At 45.5% G+C, this 24,340-nt stretch carries 15 protein-coding genes; 9 read left to right on the top strand and 6 right to left on the bottom strand.

What is annotated here, in order from left to right:
- The first annotated feature begins 86 nt into the window (after positions 1 to 86).
- The 3 genes from ACYVNW_RS07875 (at position 87) to ACYVNW_RS07865 (ending at position 6,814) form a co-directional block, all read left to right on the top strand.
- Positions 87 to 3,659: a VCBS repeat-containing protein gene (locus tag ACYVNW_RS07875; RefSeq protein ID WP_460679301.1), complete on the top strand. Its 3,573-nt coding sequence runs from the start codon at positions 87 to 89 to the stop codon at positions 3,657 to 3,659.
- 13 nt (positions 3,660 to 3,672) lie between these two features.
- A complete protein-coding gene (locus ACYVNW_RS07870; RefSeq protein ID WP_460679300.1) occupies positions 3,673 to 5,223 on the top strand; it encodes an FG-GAP repeat domain-containing protein in 1,551 nt (516 codons plus the stop codon).
- 103 nt (positions 5,224 to 5,326) lie between these two features.
- A complete protein-coding gene (locus ACYVNW_RS07865) occupies positions 5,327 to 6,814 on the top strand; it encodes an FG-GAP repeat domain-containing protein (RefSeq protein WP_460679299.1) in 1,488 nt (495 codons plus the stop codon).
- Between the two features lie 87 nt (positions 6,815 to 6,901).
- Here ACYVNW_RS07865 and ACYVNW_RS07860 read toward each other — a convergent pair whose 3' ends face one another.
- From ACYVNW_RS07860 to ACYVNW_RS07840, 5 genes are all read right to left on the bottom strand, one after another.
- Positions 6,902 to 7,384, bottom strand: a complete 483-nt coding sequence (locus ACYVNW_RS07860) for an ankyrin repeat domain-containing protein (RefSeq protein WP_460679298.1) — start codon at positions 7,382 to 7,384, stop codon at positions 6,902 to 6,904.
- A 107-nt stretch (positions 7,385 to 7,491) separates the two neighbouring features.
- Positions 7,492 to 9,426, bottom strand: coding sequence for a DsbA family protein (locus ACYVNW_RS07855; protein WP_460679297.1), 1,935 nt, complete (start codon positions 9,424 to 9,426; stop codon positions 7,492 to 7,494).
- A complete protein-coding gene (locus ACYVNW_RS07850) occupies positions 9,423 to 10,595 on the bottom strand; it encodes a MalY/PatB family protein (protein WP_460679296.1) in 1,173 nt (390 codons plus the stop codon). Before ACYVNW_RS07850 ends, ACYVNW_RS07855 begins: the two co-directional genes overlap by 4 nt.
- Positions 10,596 to 10,652: 57 nt before the next feature.
- On the bottom strand, positions 10,653 to 11,060 hold the full coding sequence (locus tag ACYVNW_RS07845) for a response regulator (protein WP_460679295.1): 408 nt from the start codon (positions 11,058 to 11,060) through the stop codon (positions 10,653 to 10,655).
- On the bottom strand, positions 11,057 to 13,021 hold the full coding sequence (locus ACYVNW_RS07840) for a sensor histidine kinase (protein ID WP_460679294.1): 1,965 nt from the start codon (positions 13,019 to 13,021) through the stop codon (positions 11,057 to 11,059). The genes ACYVNW_RS07845 and ACYVNW_RS07840 overlap by 4 nt, the downstream gene beginning before the upstream one ends.
- A gap of 609 nt (positions 13,022 to 13,630) precedes the next feature.
- Between ACYVNW_RS07840 and ACYVNW_RS07835 the strand changes: the two genes are divergently transcribed.
- Both ACYVNW_RS07835 and ACYVNW_RS07830 read left to right on the top strand, forming a co-directional pair.
- Complete coding sequence (locus ACYVNW_RS07835) at positions 13,631 to 14,791, top strand: glycosyltransferase family 1 protein (RefSeq protein ID WP_460679293.1); 1,161 nt, start codon at positions 13,631 to 13,633, stop codon at positions 14,789 to 14,791.
- Positions 14,792 to 14,952: 161 nt separating this feature from the next.
- Positions 14,953 to 15,438 carry a CinA family protein gene (locus tag ACYVNW_RS07830; protein ID WP_460679292.1) on the top strand — a complete coding sequence of 162 codons (486 nt, stop codon included), beginning with the start codon at positions 14,953 to 14,955 and terminating at the stop codon, positions 15,436 to 15,438.
- A 29-nt stretch (positions 15,439 to 15,467) separates the two neighbouring features.
- Here the strand turns inward: ACYVNW_RS07830 and ACYVNW_RS07825 are convergent, their stop codons facing one another.
- On the bottom strand, positions 15,468 to 15,872 hold the full coding sequence (locus tag ACYVNW_RS07825; RefSeq protein WP_460679291.1) for a hypothetical protein: 405 nt from the start codon (positions 15,870 to 15,872) through the stop codon (positions 15,468 to 15,470).
- A gap of 291 nt (positions 15,873 to 16,163) precedes the next feature.
- On the opposite strand from ACYVNW_RS07825, the gene ACYVNW_RS07820 reads away from it, so the two are divergent.
- The 4 genes from ACYVNW_RS07820 to ACYVNW_RS07805 all read left to right on the top strand — a co-directional run bounded on the left by ACYVNW_RS07820 (position 16,164) and on the right by ACYVNW_RS07805 (position 24,251).
- Positions 16,164 to 17,648, top strand: a complete 1,485-nt coding sequence (locus tag ACYVNW_RS07820; protein ID WP_460679290.1) for a serine/threonine protein kinase — start codon at positions 16,164 to 16,166, stop codon at positions 17,646 to 17,648.
- A gap of 31 nt (positions 17,649 to 17,679) precedes the next feature.
- Positions 17,680 to 18,627: a hypothetical protein gene (locus ACYVNW_RS07815; RefSeq protein ID WP_460679289.1), complete on the top strand. Its 948-nt coding sequence runs from the start codon at positions 17,680 to 17,682 to the stop codon at positions 18,625 to 18,627.
- A gap of 100 nt (positions 18,628 to 18,727) precedes the next feature.
- Positions 18,728 to 20,191 carry a PP2C family protein-serine/threonine phosphatase gene (locus ACYVNW_RS07810; protein WP_460679288.1) on the top strand — a complete coding sequence of 488 codons (1,464 nt, stop codon included), beginning with the start codon at positions 18,728 to 18,730 and terminating at the stop codon, positions 20,189 to 20,191.
- Positions 20,175 to 24,251 carry an FtsW/RodA/SpoVE family cell cycle protein gene (locus ACYVNW_RS07805; protein ID WP_460679287.1) on the top strand — a complete coding sequence of 1,359 codons (4,077 nt, stop codon included), beginning with the start codon at positions 20,175 to 20,177 and terminating at the stop codon, positions 24,249 to 24,251. The genes ACYVNW_RS07810 and ACYVNW_RS07805 overlap by 17 nt, the downstream gene beginning before the upstream one ends.
- Positions 24,252 to 24,340: the final 89 nt, after the last annotated feature.

Here is a 24,340-nt window from a genome sequence, read left to right as displayed (position 1 = left end):
AACGGATAAAAGTTTTAGGCAAAGAGGTGAAGATTTTATATCTTCACCTCTTTTTGCTTTATATCAAAAACCAATTTCCCCAGAATATGAGATACCCCCTGTATCTGTTTTCTTTCTTTTTGCTTTCAGCGCTGTTTTCTTGTAAAAAGGCAACGCTTTTTCAGGCTATGCCTTCGTCTGAAACCGGTATCACTTTCAATAATACCATTGTAGAGAACGATTCTATTAACCCGTTGGATATGATTAATATATACAACGGTGGGGGCGTAGGTATCGGCGACTTTAATGGTGATGGCCTGCCGGATATTTATTTTACCGGTAATGCCGTACCCAATAAATTATACCTCAATAAAGGAAACTTCAAGTTTGAAGATGTTACTGCTACCGCAGGTGTGGGCGGCAAAGGCGGCTGGGGCAGAGGGGTAGCCATAGTAGATATTAACAATGATGGCAAACCCGACATTTATGTATGTAATACTTTATTGAATGACCCGGCTAAGCGCATCAATCTGCTTTACATCAATCAGGGAGCAGATCAAAACGGTACGCCCCGTTTTAAAGAACTGGCCAAAGATTATGGACTGAACGCCAATTGCCATTCTACCATGGCATCGTTTTTTGATTATGATAACGACGGTGATCTGGATATGTACCTCACCGTAAACGAAAACATCCCGGAGGATAACCCGAGCGTTTTTAAACCTATTGTTGCCGATGGTACCCACCCCAGTACCGGGCGCCTGTACCGCAATGATTACAGTGCAGCCCTAAAGCATCCGGTATTTACCGATGTATCAAAACAGGCCGGTATTACCATTATGGGTTACGGGCATGGCACCAACATTGCCGATATTAACCGCGATGGTTGGAAAGATATTTATGTAACTAATGACTTTCTTTCGAGCAACATCTTGTACATTAATAACCACAACGGCACTTTTACCGACCGCAGCCAGGAGTATTTTAAGCATACCTCGGCCAGCGGAATGGGGCAGGATATTGTAGACATCAATAACGATGGCCTTGCCGATGTATTTGAGCTGGACATGAACCCGGAAGATAACTTCCGCAAAAAAATGTTCATGAGCCCTAACTCGTACCAGATGTACCAAAACTTCGATTACTTTCATTACCAATATCAATACCCGCGCAATACCCTGCAGCTTAACCAGGGGCCGAGGGTAGGGCAGAACGACTCTATCGGTGCACCTGCCTTTAGCGAAATTGCTTACCTGAGCGGCGTAGCCCAAACCGACTGGAGCTGGTGCCCGCTGATTACAGATTTTGATAATGACGGTTACCGCGATATTGTGATAACCAACGGTTACCCGCGCGATGTAACCGACCATGATTTTTTGGCCTTCCGTGATAATGCGGTAGCTATTGCCTCCAAGCAGCAGGTGCTTACACAAATTCCGGTGGTAAAAATCCCGAACTATGCTTTTCATAACAATGGCAACCTGCAGTTTGAGGATGTAAGTCAGGATTGGGGCCTTACCGTCTCCACTTTCTCAAACGGCGCAGCCTATGCCGATTTGGATAACGACGGCGATTTGGATATGATCATCAATAACATCAACTCCGAAGCGCTGGTATATAAAAACACAAGCCACGAAAACGAGAAAGACAAAAACCATTACCTGCAAATTAAGTTTCAGGGCGATGCGAATAACAAGGATGGTTTAGGCGCCTGGGCCGATGTCTATTATAACCACGGCCAGCACCAGGTTTATGAACATAATCCTTTCAGAGGGTACTTGTCTACCATGCAAAATGTAGCTCATTTTGGGCTGGGCAAAATCTCGAAGGTAGATTCAGTGGTTATTAAGTGGCCTAATGGCAGGCAACAAACCTTAGCACAGGTTAAGGCAGATACTACATTGAACGTTAACGAAACCAATGCACGCCAACCGTATTCGTTTACACAGCCAGCTATCAACACCCAAAGCCTGTTTACCGAGGTTACCCGCACTGATGGCATCACCTACAAGCATCAGGACGATGATTTTGTAGATTTCAACATCCAAAAGTTGTTGCCGCACAAACTGTCAGAATATTCGCCTGCACTATCAGCCGGTGATGTAGACGGCAATGGTTATGACGATATGATTGTCGGCGGTACTTCTAAATACCCGGCGCAGGTGCTATTGCAGCAAGCCAGTGGCAAGTTTGTACAAAAGCCGTTAACTGCTCCGGTAAATACCGCAGCACCCGTTAAAGATGAAGGTACACTGTTGTTTGACGCCGACGGCGATGGCGATTTGGATTTATACATAGCCAGTGGCGGTTACCAGAACGAACCCAACTCGCCGTCTTACCAGGATCGTTTGTATTTGAATGATGGTAAGGGGATATATGCTCTGGCTCAAGGCGCGCTGCCACAAAATTATACCAGCAAATTATGTGTACGGGGCGTTGATTACGATAAAGACGGTGATATCGACTTGTTTGTATCCGGCCGTGTGGAACCCTGGAATTATCCTAAGCCGGTGTCGAGCCTAATTTTGCGTAATGATAGTAAGAGCGGAGCAGTAAAGTTTACAGATGTAACCGGCAGCGTAGCGCCCGGTCTGAAAAATATCGGCCTGGTATGTGATGCTTTGTTTACCGACTTTGATAACGATGGCTGGCCCGACCTGATGATGGCCGGCGAGTGGATGCCCATCACGTTCATGAAAAACGATAAAGGGGTGTTCAAAAATGCCACCAATGCAACAGGGCTGAAGGCAGAACTGGGTTGGTGGAATACCATTGCCGCCGGCGATTTCGACCACGATGGCGATATGGATTACCTGGTAGGTAACACCGGATTAAATACTTTTTACAGAGCAACAGAAAAGTACCCAATGTTTATCACTGCTAAAGATTTTGATCAGAATGGCAGTTATGATGCTTTCCCGTCTATATACTTAAAAGATAAAGAAGGCAAAATGCAGGAGTTTCCGGCTTACACCCGTGATGATATTGTGAAACAGATGATCAGTATGCGTATCAAATACCAAAACTATAAATCATTTGCTGTAGCACCAATGGATGAAGTTATCACACCTGATATGCGCAAAGGGGCAGTGCGCTTAAAAGCCACGTACCTGCAAACTGCATATTTACGGAACGACGGGCATGGTAAATTCAGCATTCAACAATTGCCGGTTGAAGCCCAGGCCTCCATGTGGTGTGGGGTAACTGTGGATGATTTTGATGGCGACGGCAACCTGGATGCGGTAATTAACGGTAACGATTATGGTACCGAAGTAACCACCGGTCGTTATGATGCCATGAACGGCCTATACTTAAAAGGTGATGGTAAAGGCGGCTTTAAGCCCCTGAGTATTCTGCAAAGCGGAATATACATCCCCGGTGACGGCAAAGCGCTGGTGAAATTGAAAGGTGCCGGAAACCAGTATTTGCTGGCCGCTACCCAAAACCGTGATGCGATGAAGCTGTACCGATTAAAGCGGCAGGTAAAAACCTACCCGCTGCAGCCTGCCGATGCTTTTGCTGTAATTAATTATAAAAATGGCACCAAACAACGGCAGGAATTTTATTTGGGCGCATCTTTCTTATCGCAATCGGCACGGTTTATTACGCTAAGCAGTCAGATGGCATCAGTGCAAATTGTTAATACTAAAGGTCAAAGTCGTAGTGTAAACTTTAACTAACAGATACTATTATATGATGAAACTGAAGAGAAGTGCCCTGCACAAAATGCTGATTACATTTTTCGGTTTAACAGCTATTGGTGCAGCTATAAGTAGCGGCTGTAATTCGCCATCCGGTTCAGTCAAAATGGAAGCTTTAAATGGTGATGTTAAACACGATGGTGCCGTGTTGGTGCAGCATTATTGTGCCGGTAGCTGTCACCAGCTGGTGCCTGCCAACGCTTTAACCAAGGCGGTATGGATCAACCACATTTTGCCAGATATGGCGAAGTATCTGCATTTGGCAAATTATGCAGGTGGATATTTTAAACCAGATACGGCAGCTTCGGGCATATCGTTAACCGATTGGGATAAAATTGTAACTTACTATAATACCGTAGCGCCTGATAGTTTGCCTAAAGCGAAGCCACCGGTACCGTTGGTTCATGACTGGGCCGGTTTCAGCCTGCGGTTGCCGGCTAAAGCCGATAGCGTACCTTATACCACTATGGTATCGGTTAACCCTTACACGCAAAAAATTTACAGCAGTGATTTGGAAAGCCGTAAGTTATTGGAATGGGGTGCACCCTTACAGCCGCATGAAGTAACCGAACTGCCCAGCACGGCTATGCAGGCTTTATTTACCAAAGACAATCAGGCAATTCTAGCTTCTGTCGGTGTCATCGAGTTGGCAGACTATCCCAATGGCCGCCTTACACAGGTTGACTTAAACGGTGCCCGGCCTGCCCAGCCACAGGTGATAGGCACAGATTTGCCGCGTCCGGTTTTTACCGCCACAGGCGATTTAAACAAAGATGGATTGCAAGATTATATAGTATGCGGGCAGGGGGGCAGCACAGGCGGTTTGTTTTGGCTGAAGCAAACGGCTACGCATCAGTTTGAGAAAGTGCAGCTAACTACACAACCAGGCGCTGTGCAAGCCACCGTAGGCGATTACAACAATGATGGCTGGCCGGATATTATGGCCTTATTTGGCGCTAAAAACGAAGGCTTGTTTTTGTTTACGAATAACCATGCCGGTGGTTTTGCAGTGAAGCAATTGCTGAAGGTACCACCGGTGTATGGTTTGTCCAGCTTTCAATTGGCAGATATGAACCATGACGGTAAGCTGGATGTGGTAGTAACCGCAGGTTATAATTTCCGCAATTCGCGCATATTGAAGCCTTATCATGGCATGTACATTTTTAACAACCAAGGTAACTGGAAATTAAAGCAAAGTTATTTTTACCCGGTTAACGGCTGCACCAAAGCTATAGCTGCGGATATGGACGGCGATGGCGATTTAGACATTACCACCATTGCCTTTTTTGCAGATATGCTGAACAACCCTGCTGAAGAGCTGCTCTATTTTGAACAGGATAGTTCATTACATTTTAAGCCTCATGCCCTACCCGTTAACCAATATGGCCGCTGGATGAGTATGGATGTAAATGATGTGAACCACGATGGTAAACCGGATATAGTATTGGGTAATTATTCCCACGGTTATATATTCCAAGAGGGGTTAAAGCCAAATTGGGGTGATAGATATCCACTGATTGTATTAGTCAATCACTGCTATTGAAAAACGTTTTAATGTACATTATTGCGTATGCATTTTACGCAATGGTATATCACTTGTTACTCTTAACGTTATCAAATTGAATATTAAAACTCTATATGCTTGCATGGCAGCTTTTTTACTGCCAGGTATCATTATATTATCCAATTGCCGGCAACAACATCATGCACCAATAACGCCCGAGGAGCATTTGGCCGAGGGTAAGCGCCTGGCGCAAATTTACTGTTCCAGTTGCCACCGTTACCCTGAACCGGCATTAGCTGATAAAGCCAGCTGGGAACAGGGTATATTACCTGCTATGGCAAAAAATTTAGGTATTCAAAATTATATGGGGATGTATTTTTCAGATACACATTCCACTATTGCTACCTCACAATGGCAAGATATAGTAAACTGGTATAAAACACAATCGCCCGATACACTGACGATTCCAAAACGTAAGGAAGAGCCCCTGCGCGATTGGGCAGGATTTACTTTGAAACGTCCATCCGGTTATGATAAGCAATCACCGGCCATGACCACCATGATTGCTATTGATCCTTCTACACAGCAGCTCTATACGGCTGATGCAGGGAATGGTTTATATACTTGGGACAGTCAATTGCGACCCAAAGAAATCAATCGTTTTGCCTCGCCTATAACCGGAATAGCGTTTGAATCCAATCATCAGGCTTTACTTACCTGTATAGGTTCCATGATGCCCGCAGATGTGTTGAATGGCCAGGTGCTTAATGTAAGTTTAACGCCTAAAGCTAAGCCCGAAATACTCACAGACAGCCTGCCGCGCCCCGTGCAAACGGTAAGCGCCGATTTTAACAAAGATGGCCTGGCCGATTATGTAACCTGCGGCTTCGGGCACGATAAGGGGGGCTTGTATTTGATACAGCAGCAAATTAATCATCAATATAAAAAAAGTATCATTTGGCCCAAACCGGGGGCTACACAAAGCGTAGCCGGCGATTTTAATAATGATGGCTGGCCCGATGTAATTACACTGTTTGGCCAGGCAGATGAGGGAATCGTGCTGTTTTTAAATAACCACAAAGGTGGCTTTAATGCTCAGTACCTGCTGCGCTTTCCGCCAATATATGGTTCCAGCACTTTTCAACTGGTGGATATGAACCATGATGGCAAACCTGATATAGTATACGCTGCGGGTGATAACAGCGATTACTCAAAAGTGTTAAAACCTTATCACGGGGTTTATATATTCATTAACCAGGGTAACTGGAAATTTAAGCAGCAATTCTTTTATCGTATTGATGGTTGTACTAAAGCCATAGCGGCCGATTTTGACGGTGACGGGGACATGGACCTGGCGACTATTGCTTTCTTTGCCGATTTTAAGTACAACCCATATGAAGGCTTTATGTATTTGGAGCAAACCGGCAACCTCAAGTTTAAAGCCCACGCCATTCCGGTTGAGAAGTATGGCCGCTGGATTACCTTAGAAGCCGGTGATATTAACCATGATGGTAAGCCAGACATTATATTAGGTAATTTTTCCATTGGCCAGCGCGGCCTGCTCAACCAAAAAGGTTTTACGCCCGAGTGGGATATGCACGAGCCTATTGTAGTGCTGGAGAGAAAGTAGAGCTAAGGGTAAAGAGCCAAGAACTAAGAATCAAGAAACAAGAGTCAAGATAGTCTTGATTCTTGACTCTTGTTTCTTGATTTTATCTTACTCCCTTCTTCCTGTCAACAAAAAGAATCCTTCTTCGTTGCCTTGTACGCCGGCATAATCGGCTGGCGATTTACCAAAGCGGTCGCGCATATTGCGGTCGGCACCGAACTCAAGTAATAACTTAATCAGTTCATTATGGCCAAAGGTAGCTGCAAAAGACAGGGCAGTGGCATTATTACCATTTACCGCGTTAGGGTTGGCTTTATGCTCTAATAAAATTTTGCCTACTTCAGTATAGCCTTTAAAGCAAACACCCATCAGGGCAGTGTTACCCATACCATCTTGCAAATCGGTTTGTGCCCCGTTTTGCAGTAAAAATTTTACGGCTTCTAAGTTATTATGGTAAGCGGCAATAATTAAAGGTGTTGAGCCCCGGCTATCGGTCACATCCAGGCTGCCGGTTTGTAAACTATTTTTCAAACCCTCCACATCATTGGTGCGGGCATATTCAAAAATTGCGTTCGGGGTAGTGGTATCCATACTGTAAATATAGCGTGCAATTGTTGAAAATGTTTTGGTTATAGGTATTAATGATGGGCTATAAATAAGGCCGGGGTAGCGTACCCCGGCCTTATTTATAGCATTGATTATTGACTAATCAGTGACTTGTATTTCCAGATAACACCATTTTTACTTTGATGGCGTTCAATATGTCCTTCCTGCAATAGGGTTTCCAATGCTTGTGTGGCCTCGGCTTTAGTGGTGTTGGTTAGCACGGCAAACTCCTTACCTGTCAGGGTAGAAAACTGTTCAAAAAGTTCGGCCGGAGTATGATTCAGCGGCTTTTTCTGTGCATTTGACAATAAACCGGTCACTATACTTTCAAACTGCTCATACGGCTGATTGCCGCGCAGCATGAATTGCTTGCCCGAACCATCAGAAAAGAATAAAGTAGGAAATCCGGTAACACCATATTGTTTGGCCAAAGCTAAATCTGCCCTGAAGTTTTCCTGTGCACGCTTCCCGAAATCAGAAAGTAGTTTAATACAGTCCAAGCCGGCATCGAAGGCCGCATTTTCAATGTGTTTCCACTTAATGATGTTCTTCTTTTCCAAAAACACCATTTCCTGTATGCGGCGTAAAAACTTTACAGCTTTGCCTTCATCCTGCAACTGGGCGGCCTTAAAGGCAATAGAAGGCGGGTAAGACGAATGCAGCGGATCTTCGATCCACACATCGCCATCCATTGGCATATCGTAGTTACGGCAGGCTTCTTCCCAGTGGCGGGCGGCATCATCAGGGCTTTTTATACTGCCGGTATTCCCATCTTCCCAGCAGGAAAGCAAACCACCCATGCAGTATTGTATATTCAGGTAATCGCCATATTCCAGCTTCAGCTTGCGCAGCTGTGGCTGTATAATCCAACAGGTTGAGCAAATAGGGTCGGTAAAATACAGCACTTTTATAGGGTTATGCTGTGCCGGATTATCCGCTTTTACACGTTTGCGCGAAATAAGCGGGATAGGTATTTCAGCCTCTTTTTCGGGGTTTAGAAAAACCTTTTTTAACTGACGGCCCAGCTCCGTATGCTTTTGCACTTCGGCTGCGCGCAGTTTATAAAACTTGTTAAAAGCCTGTTCATAGCCTGTAGTATAATCCAAACAATCTACCAGTACTTTAGCATCAATTACTGCATTGGTAGTGCCCGAGCTGGTAAACGGCAAGGCCAGGTGTGCGGCATCGCCTATTACAGCAACGTTGTTGTGGTGAAACTGGGGCAGCAAGTCAAAATCCGTGGTATTCCAGAGGTAAGTGGTATTGAAATCATTGGCATCTAAAATTTCCTTTACCACCAAGGGGAAATCCTTCAACTGCGCTTTGCAAAAGGCCGCCAGTTCATCAGCTTGTTTGGTGGATACATCATCAGCGGTAGCATCATATTGCATAAACCAAACCAGCTCTTGCTCTGATACCGGTATATAGCCAAAAGACAAGCCTTTCTCTAAATCCTGAATTTTATTGAACAAGCTCAGTTCGCTGTTCGCCGAGGGAGTATTGGGGGCGATGCCTACTATTTCTTTTACTTCGGTAGGTGTATAAGTGGTTTTACCTAATATTTCCTGCCTTACCTTTGAATTACTGCCATCAGCACCGATGAACAAGTCACCTCTTTCCACATCTCCGTTCATAAACACGGCCTCTACAGCTTTACCGTTCTCATAATTGAAATGCGAAAACTGCCTGCCGGGAATGATACTTCCTTTGGGAACTAGTGACGTTAAAAAATGAAGCATATCCTGCCGTTTGATACTCTTCCACGAGAGTAAAGGCACCCGCTTAATCTCCTGCCCGTCGGGCCGGCTAAGGCGATAAGTGTCCAGATAATTGCCGGGCAAATCAATTTGATGTTCGGTGCTTAGTTCGTTTAGTATGGCAAGGCCATCGGTATGCATTAAAAAAGCATGGCCGTGCGAAGGCGACATGAGGTTGCGTTCGCTGATGCTAAACTCAATGCTACGGTCGTGCAGCAGGGCGCCGAGGGTCAGGCCGGCAATGCCACCGCCAATAATTACAACTTTCATGATGCAGATTTTAGGGTATGGGTAATTCTTGAAAGCGCTTCAGTTAATATCGTATCAGAAGTGGCAAAGCAAAGGCGGATATAGCCTTCGGCACCCTCGCCAAACCATTGTTTAAGGCCGGGCACAACGGCTACTTTGGCATCGTTAAACAAGAGCTGCTGCATTTCGGCGCTGGTTTTACCCGTGCCGGTAATATTGGCAAAGGCTACATAACAGCCCTCGGGGGCTATGCAATTAACGCCGGGTAGGGCATTGAGCTGTGCTACACATAAATCGCGCATGTTTTGCAGGTGGCTCACAAAATTTTTCAGCCAGTCATCGCATTGGGTTAAAGCGGCAATTACGGCCACCTGCCCCAGTACGTTGGCGCCATGTATGGTTGACATGTGCAGCGATGCTGCGTATAATTGCTGAAAAAGCTCCTCGGTAGGGCATACCACCGAGCCAATACGCAAGCCGGCCAAACCGTATGATTTACTGTAACCTGTAACAATAACCGTACGGTTTCTGATTTCTTCGCCTAGGGATGCAATACTGGTATACGTATGCGGGGTGAAGATAATATCACTCCATATCTCATCAGATAAAATAATGAGGTTATGCCGGCAGGCAATTTCACCCAATTGGGTAAGCTCGGCAGCTGTAAATACTTTGCCGGTGGGGTTAAGGGGGTTGCACAGGCACACCATACGGGTGCGGGGCGAAATCAATTTCTCCAGTTCGCCAAAATCAACTACATCGGTGCCCGGCGCAATGGCGAAAGGAATGGCCGTAGCACCTACCGCTTCTGTAGAATAACGGAACAGAAAGTCAACCGGATCAAAAATGATGGCTTCATCGCCCGGCTTTAAAAAGGCTTTGCAGGTTACATAAATGCCAAAAGCGGCAGTATCAACCGGCATAGTATAGGCCGGATTGGCCGGAACATTGCGTTTTTGCTGAAAAAAATCTGCTACTGTGGTTTTAAATTCAGGCAAGCCGGTAGGCGGGCCATAGCACAGGTAACGGTCTTTGGTAAACTTAATAATCGCTTCTGCTATTTCTGGTGCGCTCGGAAAGTCGGGGTCGGCGGCAGTTAACGGAATAACATCTTCGGGCACGGTTGCCCAGCGCAGGTTGTATGCGCGCTGCCTCAATACGTCGAGGTTAACCGATTGATGACTGAACATAGCGATTGTATAATTAAATTGATGCGTGTGCTGTTGATTTTGATAAATGGAACAGGTTTAGTGAGATGGCAGGCTTTCCACAATTTCTGCAAATTTCCCTTTTACAAGGGGTTTGATGATGAAATCAGCAACCACCTCCAGGTGCCTTGATCGCTCAATATCATGCGGAGATATGGAAGAGGAAACAATGTATAGTCTGGCATCTTTTGCAATACTGGGCTGCAGGTGCTGGTATTCGTTAATAAACTCCCAGCCATCCATTACCGGCATGCTGAGGTCTAAAAATATTACATCAGGCAGCATATCATGCTTACCTGCATTTTGCCGCAGGTAGTCAATGGCCTGCTGCCCATCATTAAATTCCTCAATTTTCACTGCATAGGGTGCAGACTGAATGATTTTCTTAGTCAGGAAAACAAAGGTTTTGTCATCATCAATAACAAAAACATTTGTTAACGATTTCATATATGCTGGTTTTTAAATTCTACAAAGAAAGTAGTACCCTCGTTGGGTACGCTTTCGGCCCAAATATTCCCATCCATGGCTTCAACCTGGGTTTTGGTCATGAATAAACCAAAGCCTTTGGCATTGGGGTGCCGATGGAAAACTTTGCCAATTTTAAACAAATTATCTTTATGCTTCTGTATATCCAGCCCTAAACCGTTATCACTAACCGAAAGGATAACCGTGCCATTATCTCTTTTGGTACCGATACGAATATGAGGTTTTCGTTCGGGCGAGCGGTATTTGAGCGAGTTACCTATTAAATTATGAAATATACTAAACAGATACTTAGGCGGATAGTATAAAGTAGCTGCCTCTTGAAAGTCAGTTTCTATCACAGCCCCGGTTTTGCTGATCTCGGGGTCCAATCCCTCCAGTGTTCTTTTTACACAATCTTCAAGATATATTTTTTCTGACTGTATTTCCACATCCTGCTTGATCTGTATGGATTCTACCAGTTCATTAAAGGTGGTGTGAAGGTTATCAATTACCGGCTGCAGTTTAGAAATCAGAAATCTATGCTCCTCAATATCATCCGTCTCTTTTATAAACTGCACAAGCATAGACATATTTACCAGCGGCCCGCGCAGGTTATGCGAAACTATATTGCAAAAATCAACCAGTTGTGCATTTTGTGCCGAAAGTTGTTTAACCAGCACCGATTGCTTTTCTTCCAGTGTTTTACGTTCGGTAATGTCCATGCCGAAACCGAGTACAAAATCAAGGTTGCCGTTCTCGTCATGCACCGGAAACAGGCGGCGCAGGTGTGTAATTATTTTACCTTCCGGGTTGTGCAGGCTGTCTTCCCAGCGCATTTCACGGCCGGTATTTTTTACTTCTAAAAACTGCGCCCGGCGCTGGTCGGCAATGGCAGCATCGCGGTTGCGGTAGGCCGCATACTCATAGTCATCTTTTCCGATAATGAATTTGCGGTATTCCTCATTACTGATGGCGCCAGGGTTCACAAACATATACCGGTGATTGGCATCAAACACCACAATATCGGTAGGTAGTTTATTCAGTATATTTTCGTAGAAAGCCTTTTGCCGGTCGAGCCGGCTGGTTACCTCTTTGTACTCCGTAATATCGCCTACAAAGGCAACTATATATTGCTGCTGGTTAAGTACAACGTTAGACAGGCCCAGCTTAATTTCTAATTTTTTCCCGGCTTTGTTCAGGGCGGTTAACTCTATCGTGTCGGTATTAATCTGGTCTGTCCTGCCGGCTTTGTATTGGTTATAAGTGGCAGTGTGTTGCGGAATACAAACTTCATCAAATTTGCGCCCTGCTATTTCAGCCCTACTCCAGCCGAATAGCTTTTCGGCTTTCAGGTTCCATTGTATAATGGTATTATCAGCGGTGGTTACTACAATGGCATCAATGGCATTGTGAAAAACATGACTGAGTTGCGCACGGTTAATCTGCAATTCGGGTGCGTACTGATCGTTCAGCAGTTTTATCCGGTTTTGCAAATGAAGTACAATTTGCCGCCCAGCTAAATTGAGCCCCTGCCATTGTGCTAAACTTAACTGCAGTGGTTGTGCATCCATTACACACAAGTAAGCCATTACCTCGCCGTTAGCTGCAGTAAGCGGCAAGCTTATATAAAACGAAATACGGTGTTGTATAAACAGCGGATGTGTAACTGACAAGGCACCTATGCTTTGCTCATAAGTAGTATGTTGTGGCAACGTACCAAAATCATCAATTTCGGTTATATCAATGCCGGTTTTAGCTTTCACCCAGCCTTGGTTACCGTTAAAAAATATTAGCGCTGCAGCCTGAGCTTGGCACAGCATTGCAGCCACTTGCACAGCGTTATCATATATTTCTTCGGCAGGGGTATGAAGTATATGTAATTGCTGCACAATACCGGTTTCAGGCATCGCCTGCCGTTCGGCTGAAAATTGTTCCAGGCTCATTTCGGTTGAAAGTTCATTTAGCACAGTATGATAAGTATAAACAAGTAGGTTAAACGGGCAAATACTGATGTAAGATACATTTTTCAGCAATTAATGTTCAAACGCCTATTATCAGTGATGATCATTCAGCTACACCATGCCCAGGTTTGTGGGTAAAATGCAGTTATTCAATTTATATACATTTATAAGACTGCATTTACCGGTATTCTTAATAGTTGTGTTTGCTTTTGATATATACGTATTTATGAATAATATGTTAACTCATAAAGCATTTATTTTTTTTCACTAAGAGGAGCTTTGTCAAAAATCAGTTACAATTCTATTATGTGTCATTTTTGGCATTCTGTTTTAAACAATATCTGTTGCTTGATGTTACTTAATAAGTAAATCGCCGAAGATTTTCATTGTACAGGGCTATATCAATTCTTTCTTTTTGCTTTTCTTCTCATCAAATGATGATGTAACGAAAAGGTTGTTTTGCAGTTCCCGGTTCCTGTATCAGTAAATATTACGCATTTAATGGGTTGCAAAGCCTGAAATTATTGGCTGTAAGCTTTACAGCTGGTTAAGCCGGAACAAAAGTATTCAATTAATAAAACATCTATCTAAATGAAAGAAAATAGGAGGGGAAATAAGGGCAGTATTTTATGCTTCTCGCACCTGCGCTGGAATTTTGTTTACCAGCGGCCGCAACATTTGTTAAGCCGTTTTGCCGAGCAGGGCAATTTTGAGGTTTTATTTTTAGAAGAACCTATATTTGACGCTGCCCCGGGGAGTACACCTTTGCTTAATTTCGAAAAGCAGTCTTCAGGTGTGCGGGTAGGCGTTCCGCATTTACAACCGGGTTTGTCACCGCAGGAAGTGAACAGTGCCTTAACTACCTTGCTTGATGCCTTTTTAAAAGGTAAAGACTTACAGGAGTTTACTTTCTGGTATTATACCCCTATGGCGCTGTCTTTCTCTGATAAGTATACCGCAGGCCTTACCGTGTTTGATTGCATGGACGAACTCTCGGCCTTTAAATTTGCGCCGCCTGAGTTGAAGGATATGGAGAAAAGAATGCTGGCTAAAGCCGATGTGGTATTTACCGGTGGCCAATCCATCTATGAAGCCAAGAAGCATCAGCACGCTAATATACATGCCTTTCCGAGCAGTATAGATAAAGCACATTTTGGTCAAGCCCGCAGCCAGGGCGCTGAGCCGCAGGATCAGGCAGGCATTAAAGGCCCTAAAATGGGTTTTTACGGCGTGATTGATGAGCGGTTTGATATTGATTTAATTAAGGCTATTGCCGAAAGCAAGCCCGAGTGGCAGTTAATGCTTTTGGGCCCGGTAGTAAAAATAGATCCGGCTACATTGCCGCAGCTGCCAAACATTCATTATTTGGGCGGTAAAAACTATCAGGAACTGCCGGCTTATCTGTCTGGATGGGATGTGGCTTTAATACCGTTTGCCATCAATGAGTCTACACGTTTCATTAGCCCTACCAAAACGCCTGAATATCTGGCCGGAGGCGTACCTGTAGTATCAACACCTATACGCGATGTAGTACATCCATACGGTATTGAAAAACTGGTGCATATAGGCAGCACGAACGAAGAGTTTATTGAAGGCATTGAAAAAGCTTTGCAGCAAAAGCAGGATAAAGAATGGTTAGCCCATGTTGACCACTTCCTGAAAGATAACTGCTGGAATAATACTTTTTTGCAAATGCACAGCCTGATGAAAGCTGCACGCAAAACGCAAACCAGCATTCCTATTGCCAGCTAAAAGATATTGCTAAATAAAAAAGGCGCTTTGGTAAACTTTTGCCAAAGCGCTTTTTTATAAACTCTATTTTAAACAGATACTCTTTTAAGTTGTAATTATAGTAAAGAGGCACTCTGGTGCTGTTGTTAATAAACAAGAACGAGGATTACATATTTCTGCCTATGCCATCTGAAATTGTAAAAAAATGCAGCAAATTGTTGTACGAACAAGGCTTAAGTATTGCCTTTGCCGAAAGCGCCACAGCTGGTAGAGTAATAGCTGAATTTGCATTATTGCCTAACTGTGGTAAAATATTAACCGGTTCTTTGGTATGCTATAATGCCGATATAAAAAAAGACCATTTGAATGTTTCTGACGAGCTGGTAGAACAATATACTCCTGAATCGGCTGAGGTGACTGAAGCGATGGCAAAAGGACTGAAAGATTTCATACCTTCAGATATTCAGGTAGCAACTACTGGCTTAACCATGCCCGGTGGCAGCGAAACTGAAGAAAAGCCGGTAGGAACCATGTTTGTTCATGTAGTATTTAAAGGGAAGCATATCCCCATACGCCAGGTGTTTGAGGGTGGGCATGAAGCTATTGTATTGCAAACGGTTGACCTGGTAGCTCAGGCTGTTGCCAATGAAATTATTAACAGTCAATAATATATCAATACAGAGGGTTAGTTTATAAGCTAAACCTCTGTATCTTTTTCAAGCAGGCGCATGGTTTCTGCCGTTACTACGCCAAATATCAGGTGAGCAACAAATAACTGGGCAAAAAAGCGTTGATGCGAAATTTTAGGTGGCCAGGGATGCGCCGTAAACACTGATTTCCACATGGCAATGCCAGCCACACCACTTATGGCACCCATGGCCAAGCCATTACTTACATTGGGCTTTTTGCCAGCTTTATTTAAGTATTGCTTATAAATTGCACTAAAAGCAGTGCCGGTAGCATAGTGCAGCAGCCAGCCCGAAGGCTTTGCTGTTTTGGCTGGCGTGGCAGGTATGGCTCTTTGCAATAATAAACTGAGTAACCGGGGCTCACTGTAATTTTCATCATTAAGTTCAGAAACTACATGGCTGAAAAGCGTCATAAAGGTGGTCCCTGTTACGGCTGATGTGATTAAATGCTTTATATTCATAGCCTAAATTGTTCACTGCGGTCAATTATTAACCTTTACTTTAAAAGTAGCTGCAAGAGCTAAAAGTTTTAAAGGAATTGTACTTTAATCAAATTGAAGTACATAATAAATTGATTATGTAGACTTTAATTTAAATTAGCGCCTAACATCAACTGTTTGTTATATACCTTTTTTACTTAGGCTGGCAGTTGATGTACAAATTCAGCTAACATTATTTCATAATCTGGGTTTATAGAAAATCACATGAGCAAAGTATTTACCATAGCAGAAGGTTTGGAAAACCTGGGCGCCATGAAAACCGGCGGCCAGGGTTCAGTATATAAAGGCCGCAGGCAGGCTACTATTTTTACAGCAGTTAAGTTGTTGCCTACACCGGTTTTAACGCAGAGCGATGATGATAAAAATTATCGCAACTTTCAAAACGAAGTGCAAAAGCTGCACAAAGTTAACGAGCAGGCTTCACCCTACGTGGTTAAAATACTCAGCTCAGGCTTAACTGAAAGCGGCTCCTTCCCGTACATTGAGATGGAGTACATTGAGGGGCCCGACTTATGCGAACTGCTGCAAGACCCTAATCCCAAAGTTTTCCCGGTACGGGAAGTCATTAAACTGGCTGATCAATTGGCATCAGCGCTGGCCCATTGCCATAAGGTTGGCGTTCAGCACGGTGATATCAAAAGCAATAACGTACGGTATAATACCCGCAGCGGCAACTATGTGCTGCTTGATTTTGGCCTGGCATTGATGAGTGAGGAGCAGCGCCGTACCAGTATGCGGCATGCCGGTGCCATTGAGTTTATGGCTCCCGAGCAAAGCCGTGGCGAAATGCTGCCCCAAACCGATATTTATGGTTATGGCATCATCCTGTACGAATTGCTGGCCGGTCAGGTACCTTTCCCTTTGGCCGACCACAGCGAGGCTGCCCGAAACCAGGTGATGCTGGCTCATATGGAAACTCCGGTGCCCGACTTACTGGAGCTGCGCAAAACTCATTTAACCGAAGAGTTGCGTTTAAAAGAAACCCGGGTACCATCGTGGTTATTAAACGTTATTAGCAAATGTCTGAGCAAGGATCCGATGGACCGGTACGCTAATGGCATGGAGCTACAGGAGGCCGTCATCAGTGGTAGCCTGGCGGCGGCAGAAGCGGCCCTGAGTGGTACAGTGCCTGTTCCGCAAAGTTCTATTCCGCAACCTATAACTTCCGGCGCTGCCGAACCTGGAGCATTGCTGCAGGAAAATGAGCGTTTGCAAAACCTGGTTAACCAATATCAGCAGGAAAAGCAGGATATGGAGCAGGACCGGATATCAGAGTTCAGCACCTCAAGAGTATATATGTCCAGACCGGTATTTACCGGTCTGATAGCATTGCTCATCATATTCATGGTTTTTTCTGGCTACGCTTTATTCTTTAAACGCCAGGGCAGTACCGGGGCTGAAACAGGTGCAGATACGACAGCGACACAGCAAACTGATACTGCTGGTACTGGTAACACCCAGGCGCCGCAAATGGAGAGTAATTACAACAATTCGGCTCCGCCAACTGATACAGAAAGCAAGCCGGCTGTAAATAATGCGCAACAGGCGATAGATTCAGTCATTAAGCGTAACCGTGAGTTGCAGCGTAAGCGGCAAAACCAAGATACCTTGCAGGAAGAAACCGGCGATAGCACTAGTACCAGCACTGCACCTTCAACCGATGAGAGTGCCGATGCTGATGTATATTAATTGATATTCACCTTTACCGAAAATATTACTTATGGAAGCAAAACCCAATTTCTGGCAGCGCATTGGCGTGCAGGACTGGTTTTTAACCAACGAAGAACGGGCTAAGCCCAAAGCGCCTGCCGGGTTAACGCCCGACAGCATCTATCAATACATTGTAGAAAAATTTAAGGATTCTATTGCCCAGTTGTCTTTTGCTAACCGGGTAGTTTTTTACCACGAGTTTATCATCAGCTTCAACGCCGAAGATTACCATGAGTTTATGCAAAACAAGCAGGGTATCTTCGGTCTTATTGTGCAGGAGTCGGTAAAGCAGTTTTACGAAATACTGCGCAGCTATCGCGAGGAAGGAAAAACAGTTGCACCGTCAGGTTCTAAATGGGTGTTCCGGCTGGTTTCGCACCCCGATTACGCCAGGGGCGATAAAGGGTTTATTGGTAAACTGCTGCCAGATAATAACAATCAGCAGGATGATAACCTGCGGGTTACCTTCATTCCGCGCCAAACGGGTATTGCCCAAACCTTTGATGTAAACCATGATGTGTTGAAAGGCTTTACCTATTACAGCGAAGGCTACTACGAATTGCCTTACGAGGGTGATTTGGAAATTGAACCGGATAATTCTAAATCATCAGGCATCTATGCCCGGCTGGAAACTATATTCCCCGAGCAGCAACGCTCGGGCCTGAAGATGGAATACTTAATGAAAGATGAGGAAATTATTGTATCGGGCAAAGAAGAAACCCGGCATGACGCACACATATTCCGAATCCCTACCGAGTGGGTGAACGTGCCTCACCTCAGCATACGTTATAACAAAGCCGACGGCAAATTTTATCTGGCTTCCTTTGGCGAGATGACTACGTTGAACGAGAACGTAGTGGAACGAAGTGATGTGAATGCTCCGCGATGGGTAGAGTTGCCCGTTAACTCACGCATTTTACTCAATGGCATCATCGGTGTAAACTTGTTTAAAGCTTAGCGTATGGTTTCTTCACAATTATTATCAATCGGCTTGCTGGTAATTGCAGCAATATTGCTGGCGGCTCATTTTATAGATATTAAACAATCCGGTAAACGCAATGGATAATCATTTTTTCGGATTAACAGATACCGGGCGTGTCCGTACCAACAACGAAGATACTTTTATAACCCAGCAGGTACAAAACGGCCGCTTTATTCTGGCTGCAGTAATTGATGGAGTAGGCGGATATGACGGCGGTGAAATTGCTGCCGAAATTGCCCGCACCCAATTCATCGAGCAGCTTTCAGCGAACTCTGCCAATGTAGAGCAGGCTTTAATCAGTGCTTTTGAACAGGCCAATGGCCAGATCTATCAGCGTAAGCAAAAAGATGCGCAGTTAAAAGAAATGGCTTGCGTAGCTACAGCCGCGTTGGTAGATATTGAAAACAACCAGTTTTATTATGCCCACGTGGGCGATACCCGCTTATACCTGCTGCGCGATCAGTCGCTGATTAAGATTACGCAGGATCATTCTTTTGTGGGATTTCTGGAAGATTCGGGTCGGCTTACCGAAACTGCCGCCATGCAGCACCCCAAGCGCAACGAAATTAACAAGGCGCTGGGCTTCCATGCCACGTTAACTACCGAAAAGAATTACATAGAAACCGGCCAGTCGCCGTTTTTGCCCGGCGATGTGCTGTTGATTTGCAGCGATGGCCTCACCGATATGGTAGACAAGCAGGAAATCACCAATATCGTTTCCAATAACGGCGATTTGGCTAACAAATGCCGTACACTGATTGAAACTGCAAACCGCAATGGCGGGCGCGATAATGTAACTGTAGTATTGGTGCACAATTACAAAAAGCCGCAGCAGGCCCAAGCCACAATGCCGGTTACTAACAGTGTACAACCAGAAAGTACCAGCACCGTATCTGCCGGTCCTGAAAAGCAGCCAGCAGTTCCACCAGCCCCTGTTCAGCCTGCTGTCCAACATAAAAGTAATAGTGGCCTAATTACGCTGTTATCTATACTATGTGTAGTGCTTTTAGCTGTAGCCGGATGGTTCTGGTGGCAAAATCAACACCAACCGAAACCACAGGTAGCTGCTAATCAGGCAGATAAACCGGTACAAAAACAGCGCAATGCCGCTGAACAAAAGCTTCAGGACACTATTAACAATTTAAAAGGCGACACACTGCTGATTACAACTTCTGATTTTGCACAACCGGTATTGCTTAGTGATACACTGAAAATCAATAAAGACACCTTGTTAATTAAAGGAAACTTAACACTTCAGCGCGATACGGCTTACGCCGGGCCAGCCATTAAATTGGGGCCGGTTTGCAAGTGCATCGTATTAAATGGTATAACCATTAATGGTTTCAGCACGGGTGTAGCTGCTGTAAATACTGCACTGCAATTACAGCATGTAAGGTTTTTAAATTGTGCTTACCCTGTGCAGGTAAATTACGCCTTTACTGCAACCCAGCCGGTTTCCACCCGTATTCCGGCTCTACTCTATATTGCTGATACCGCATCTACAACAACTGCTAAACCGCCGCATGGAACCAACCGCTAAAATTGCTGCACCCGGCCGGGGCAAAGAACGCCTCTTTTTATTACTGATTTCGATATTGTTAGGCCTGTTGTTTTTTAAGCTTTACGGCGTACTGCAACAGCGCTTTGCCGATGTGCCTAAGCGTTTGCAAGAGGGCACCATAGTGAACCTGAATGCCGCCGACCCTGCAGCGCACTTGAAAGCTTTGCTGCAAAAGGGGTATTACTTTGAAGATAAAAAAGACATCAGCCTGATTGAAGCTACAGTAGCTTCAAAAATGAATGTTGGCCAGAAGATTGACAATATTGGCGAATTAAACAAGCGCAGGTATGAGGTAAATGCCAATGAGGCTTATGCCAGCGGCGGAGAATCGTTTCAGAAAAGGGTACTGGCTTCGCGGTCACTTTTAGGCTATACCGGAGCCGATTCCGTGCGTTTTGTGCAGGAGCAAAAGAACCCGCCATCGTTACCCGCCAGTGTAGATGTGAGTTTGGGCAAGTATGGCATAAAAGGCCAGATTGTGCATGAGGAAGCACCTGTCCCGGGCGTATTGGTAAGGTTAGAAATGATATTGCCGCAGGATAGTTTGTATACCGATGACCTGGAAGGTGCGGCCCAGCTCAAAGGTGAAACTTCACCCTCGCTGGTAAAAACCTACGTTCCGGACAGTAGCGGCAACCGGCACCTGCAAACGCTTACGGCTTTTGCCCGTACCGGGGCCGATGGCCGTTTTGCTTTTGAGCACTTACCTGCAGGCAAAGCTTACAAAGTGTTGCCTATGCAGCCCGGATACCAGTTTGGTTCATCGCAAGGGGTAGAAGGTTTGGATGAAGATGTTGAGTTTACTTTTAACCAATCGCCGCATACCATTCGCCTGCTTTCCACACGCGATTTTAACATCCTGAAAAAGGAAAAGACACTAATTGTTCGTACACCCGAAGAATTTAATAAAGGTTTCTGGCTCATTGTAGCCTGTTTCTTTGCCGGGTTTTTGATTGTGCACCTGCTGCTTTCCCTCAAATTCAGCACTGCCGATCAGGTAATTTTGCCCGTATTAATGCTGCTCATTGGCATGGCATTCTTAACAATGCTCAGCTTGCAGGATCCGCTTCGCGACCGTTTCCTGGCGCGCGATTCATTGTCATACTTGGGCATCGGTCTGTTCGGTTTATGCGTGCTGCTGTTCCTGCCGCTGCGCCGTTTCACGCCCGATTCTCGGTTTTATCGTTTGCTGATATTCAATAACATTCGCAGTGCGGCCAATGGCTGGCCCTGGGTGGCTGGTGCAGTGGGTTTGCTCATGCTTACTATTGCATTCGGTACCGGCCCTGAGGGCAGCGGTGTGAAAGTAAACCTGCTGGGCTTTCAGCCAAGTGAGATTGTAAAGTATCTGATCATCTTGTTTTTGGCCGGCTTTTTCGCCGCGAATGAGCGCTTGATCAGCGAATATACCACCTGGGGTAAACGCTGGTCGTTTTTTTCGTTTGCTTTAATTGCCATTTTAGTAACGCTGTTACTGTTTCTCTTACTGGGTGATTTGGGCCCGGCCATGGTGGTATGCTTTACTTTTATCATCCTGTTCTCTTTTTCCCGTGGCGATTTTATGTTTATGGTAAGCGCCATAGTGATATACATTATCGCTTCCTGGATACTAAAGAACGTGTGGTACTCCGCATTGGCAACCGCTTTTATTGTAGGTTTAATGATGCTGTTCCAGCGCCGGCAACTGAGTGAATCGGCTGTGATAGCACTGGTAATTATGGCGGCGTTTGTCACTATTGACCAAATCCCTTACTTGGGTAAAGCATTTCCCGGCCCGGTACAACGGTTAACCGATCGCAAGGCTATCTGGCAGGATGCCTGGAACAATGAAGTTTATGGTGGCGACCAGGTGGCCAACGGCCTGTGGGCCATGTCGAGCGGTGGCGTATCCGGCCAGGGCATAGGTGAGGGCTTTGCCAAAACCATACCCGAGGCACATACCGACATGATACTGCCCTCCATGGGCGAAGATTTCGGCTGGACGGGTATCGTCTGCATATTCGTGCTCTTCTTAATATATCTTCACCGGGGTATCATCGTAGGGCGCGGAACAGGTACGCCGTTCCTCTTCTACCTGTGCGCCGGGGTGGGTATTTCCACCTTTGTGCAGTTCCTGCTCATTGCCGGTGGTTCTACAGGGGCATTACCTTTATCCGGTGTTTCGCTGCCGTTTCAAAGTTACGGTGGTTCGTCATTGGTAGCTAACTTGCTGGCCTCCGGTTTTCTACTGTCGGCTTCAATGGTAAAAGGTACGCAGGTACAGATGGGGTACATTACCAAGCAGCAAGACCGTAACCTGGTACCTGCATTGCTGGCTGCCTGTATTGGTTTGGTGCTGCTTACTGTAAATGTATCGCGCTACCTGTTTAATAACAAAAAATGGGTGGTGCAACCTGCTTTGGTAGCCGATCGTAGCGGCGCACGTATGTTTAGTTATAACCCGCGTATTGCCATTTTGATGAACCGCCTGCAGGCCGGTACCTTGTATGACCGTGAGGGTTTGATATTAGCTACCAGCAAGCCAGAACTTATCCGCCAGCAGTTAAATAAATTAAAGGCCGCAGGTATGCCGAATTATGATCTGGACTCAGCACAACACAAACGCCTCGACCGTTATTATCCTTTTGATGCCGAAACTTTCTTTTGGGTAGGTGATAACAATACCGGCGTATTCAATGGCAGCCCCAACGGCTACTTTGCCGAGTATGAACATGCGGCCGATTTGCGCGGTTTCCAAATGCCGATGACTAATTACGATGTAACAGCTAACCGCTATAAAGAAAATCGCTTCCTGCCACGTGGTGTACACGAGATGACCGTGGTGAAAAAAGATTACAGCGCTATTGCGCCCCTGCTGCTGGCTGGTATCAATAGTGCCAAGGTTGATTCGTTCCGTAACCGTAACCGCAATGTACAATTAACTGTAGATGCAGGTTTGCAAGCGCAGATACAGCATTCTATTGCAGCTGATACTTCGTTGCAGGATAACCGGGTATCGGTTGTGGTAATGGAATCCAATACCGGCGATGTGCTGGCCTCTTCCATGTACCCGTTGCCGCCGGTTCATAACTGGGAGCAACTGACCATGACCAATGCCGAGCAAAACCAACTGGCCGGCTGGATGACCACTTCCGATTTAGGGTTTACTTACGCTACACAACCTGGTTCCACAGCTAAACTGGTCACCTCGTTGGCTTCGTTTAATAAATTGGGCATGGCGGCAGCCCGGCAAACTTATCATGTAAGTACAGCCGAACGCATACGCACCAAAGGCCTGGAGCCCGACGAAACCGGAAACATTACCCTTGAACGTGCCGTAGCCAAATCGAATAACGTGTACTTCATCAAACTGGCAAATGAACAGCATCTGGAAGAGCAGATGGCTACATTGTACCTAAAAACCGGTATGTTTCTGCATGGGGTAGGTGGTTATTATTATGGACGCCAAAGCCTGAGCCAGGCGCAGGAGGATAAATGGCGTACCTTATGGCGCAAAACAGAGTTTAATACCAAACCGCGCTACAATCCAAACAACATCCGTAAAACCAGGGCAAAAGGGATATCGGGCATGGCATGGGGGCAGGGTGGATTGATTGCTACCCCGGCCGCTGTGGCCCGTGTAGCTGCGGGTATTGCCAATAATGGTGTGCTGATGCCTAACCGATATGTGCTAAAGGTAAGCGACTCGGCAGTAGCCGTAAAACAGGGTGTGAAGATAGCCAACGACCCGCAATATGCTCAGTTGATGCGTAAATATATGATTGAACAGAGCGCCCCCAAAGTGTACACGCTTAAGCTGGCCGTAGCCGGTAAAACCGGTACCCCCGAGCGTATATGGAAAGGGCAGGAAATTAATGATGGCTGGTACGTATTTTTTGCACCCAAACCTGATGGAAAAGGCAATTTGGTGGTCTGCGTGCGTATTGAAGCCACCAAGGGCTCGTCTGATGCGGTGAAGCTGGCCGGTGAGCATGTAATTCCGTACCTGTTGCAGAAGAAATATATCAAGAGCATAAGCGAAGTGCAGGGATTGGAGTAGAAGTACTGGTAAATAGTTGTTGTTTCGAACCGTAGAATTAACATGCAAAGCTAGCCACTTGTAAATTATTGTCATTGCGAGGAGGAACG

This window comes from Mucilaginibacter koreensis (assembly GCF_054783355.1).
The sequence above is the reverse complement of the archived record's forward strand: the minus strand, read 5'-3'. Positions and strand labels throughout refer to the sequence as shown.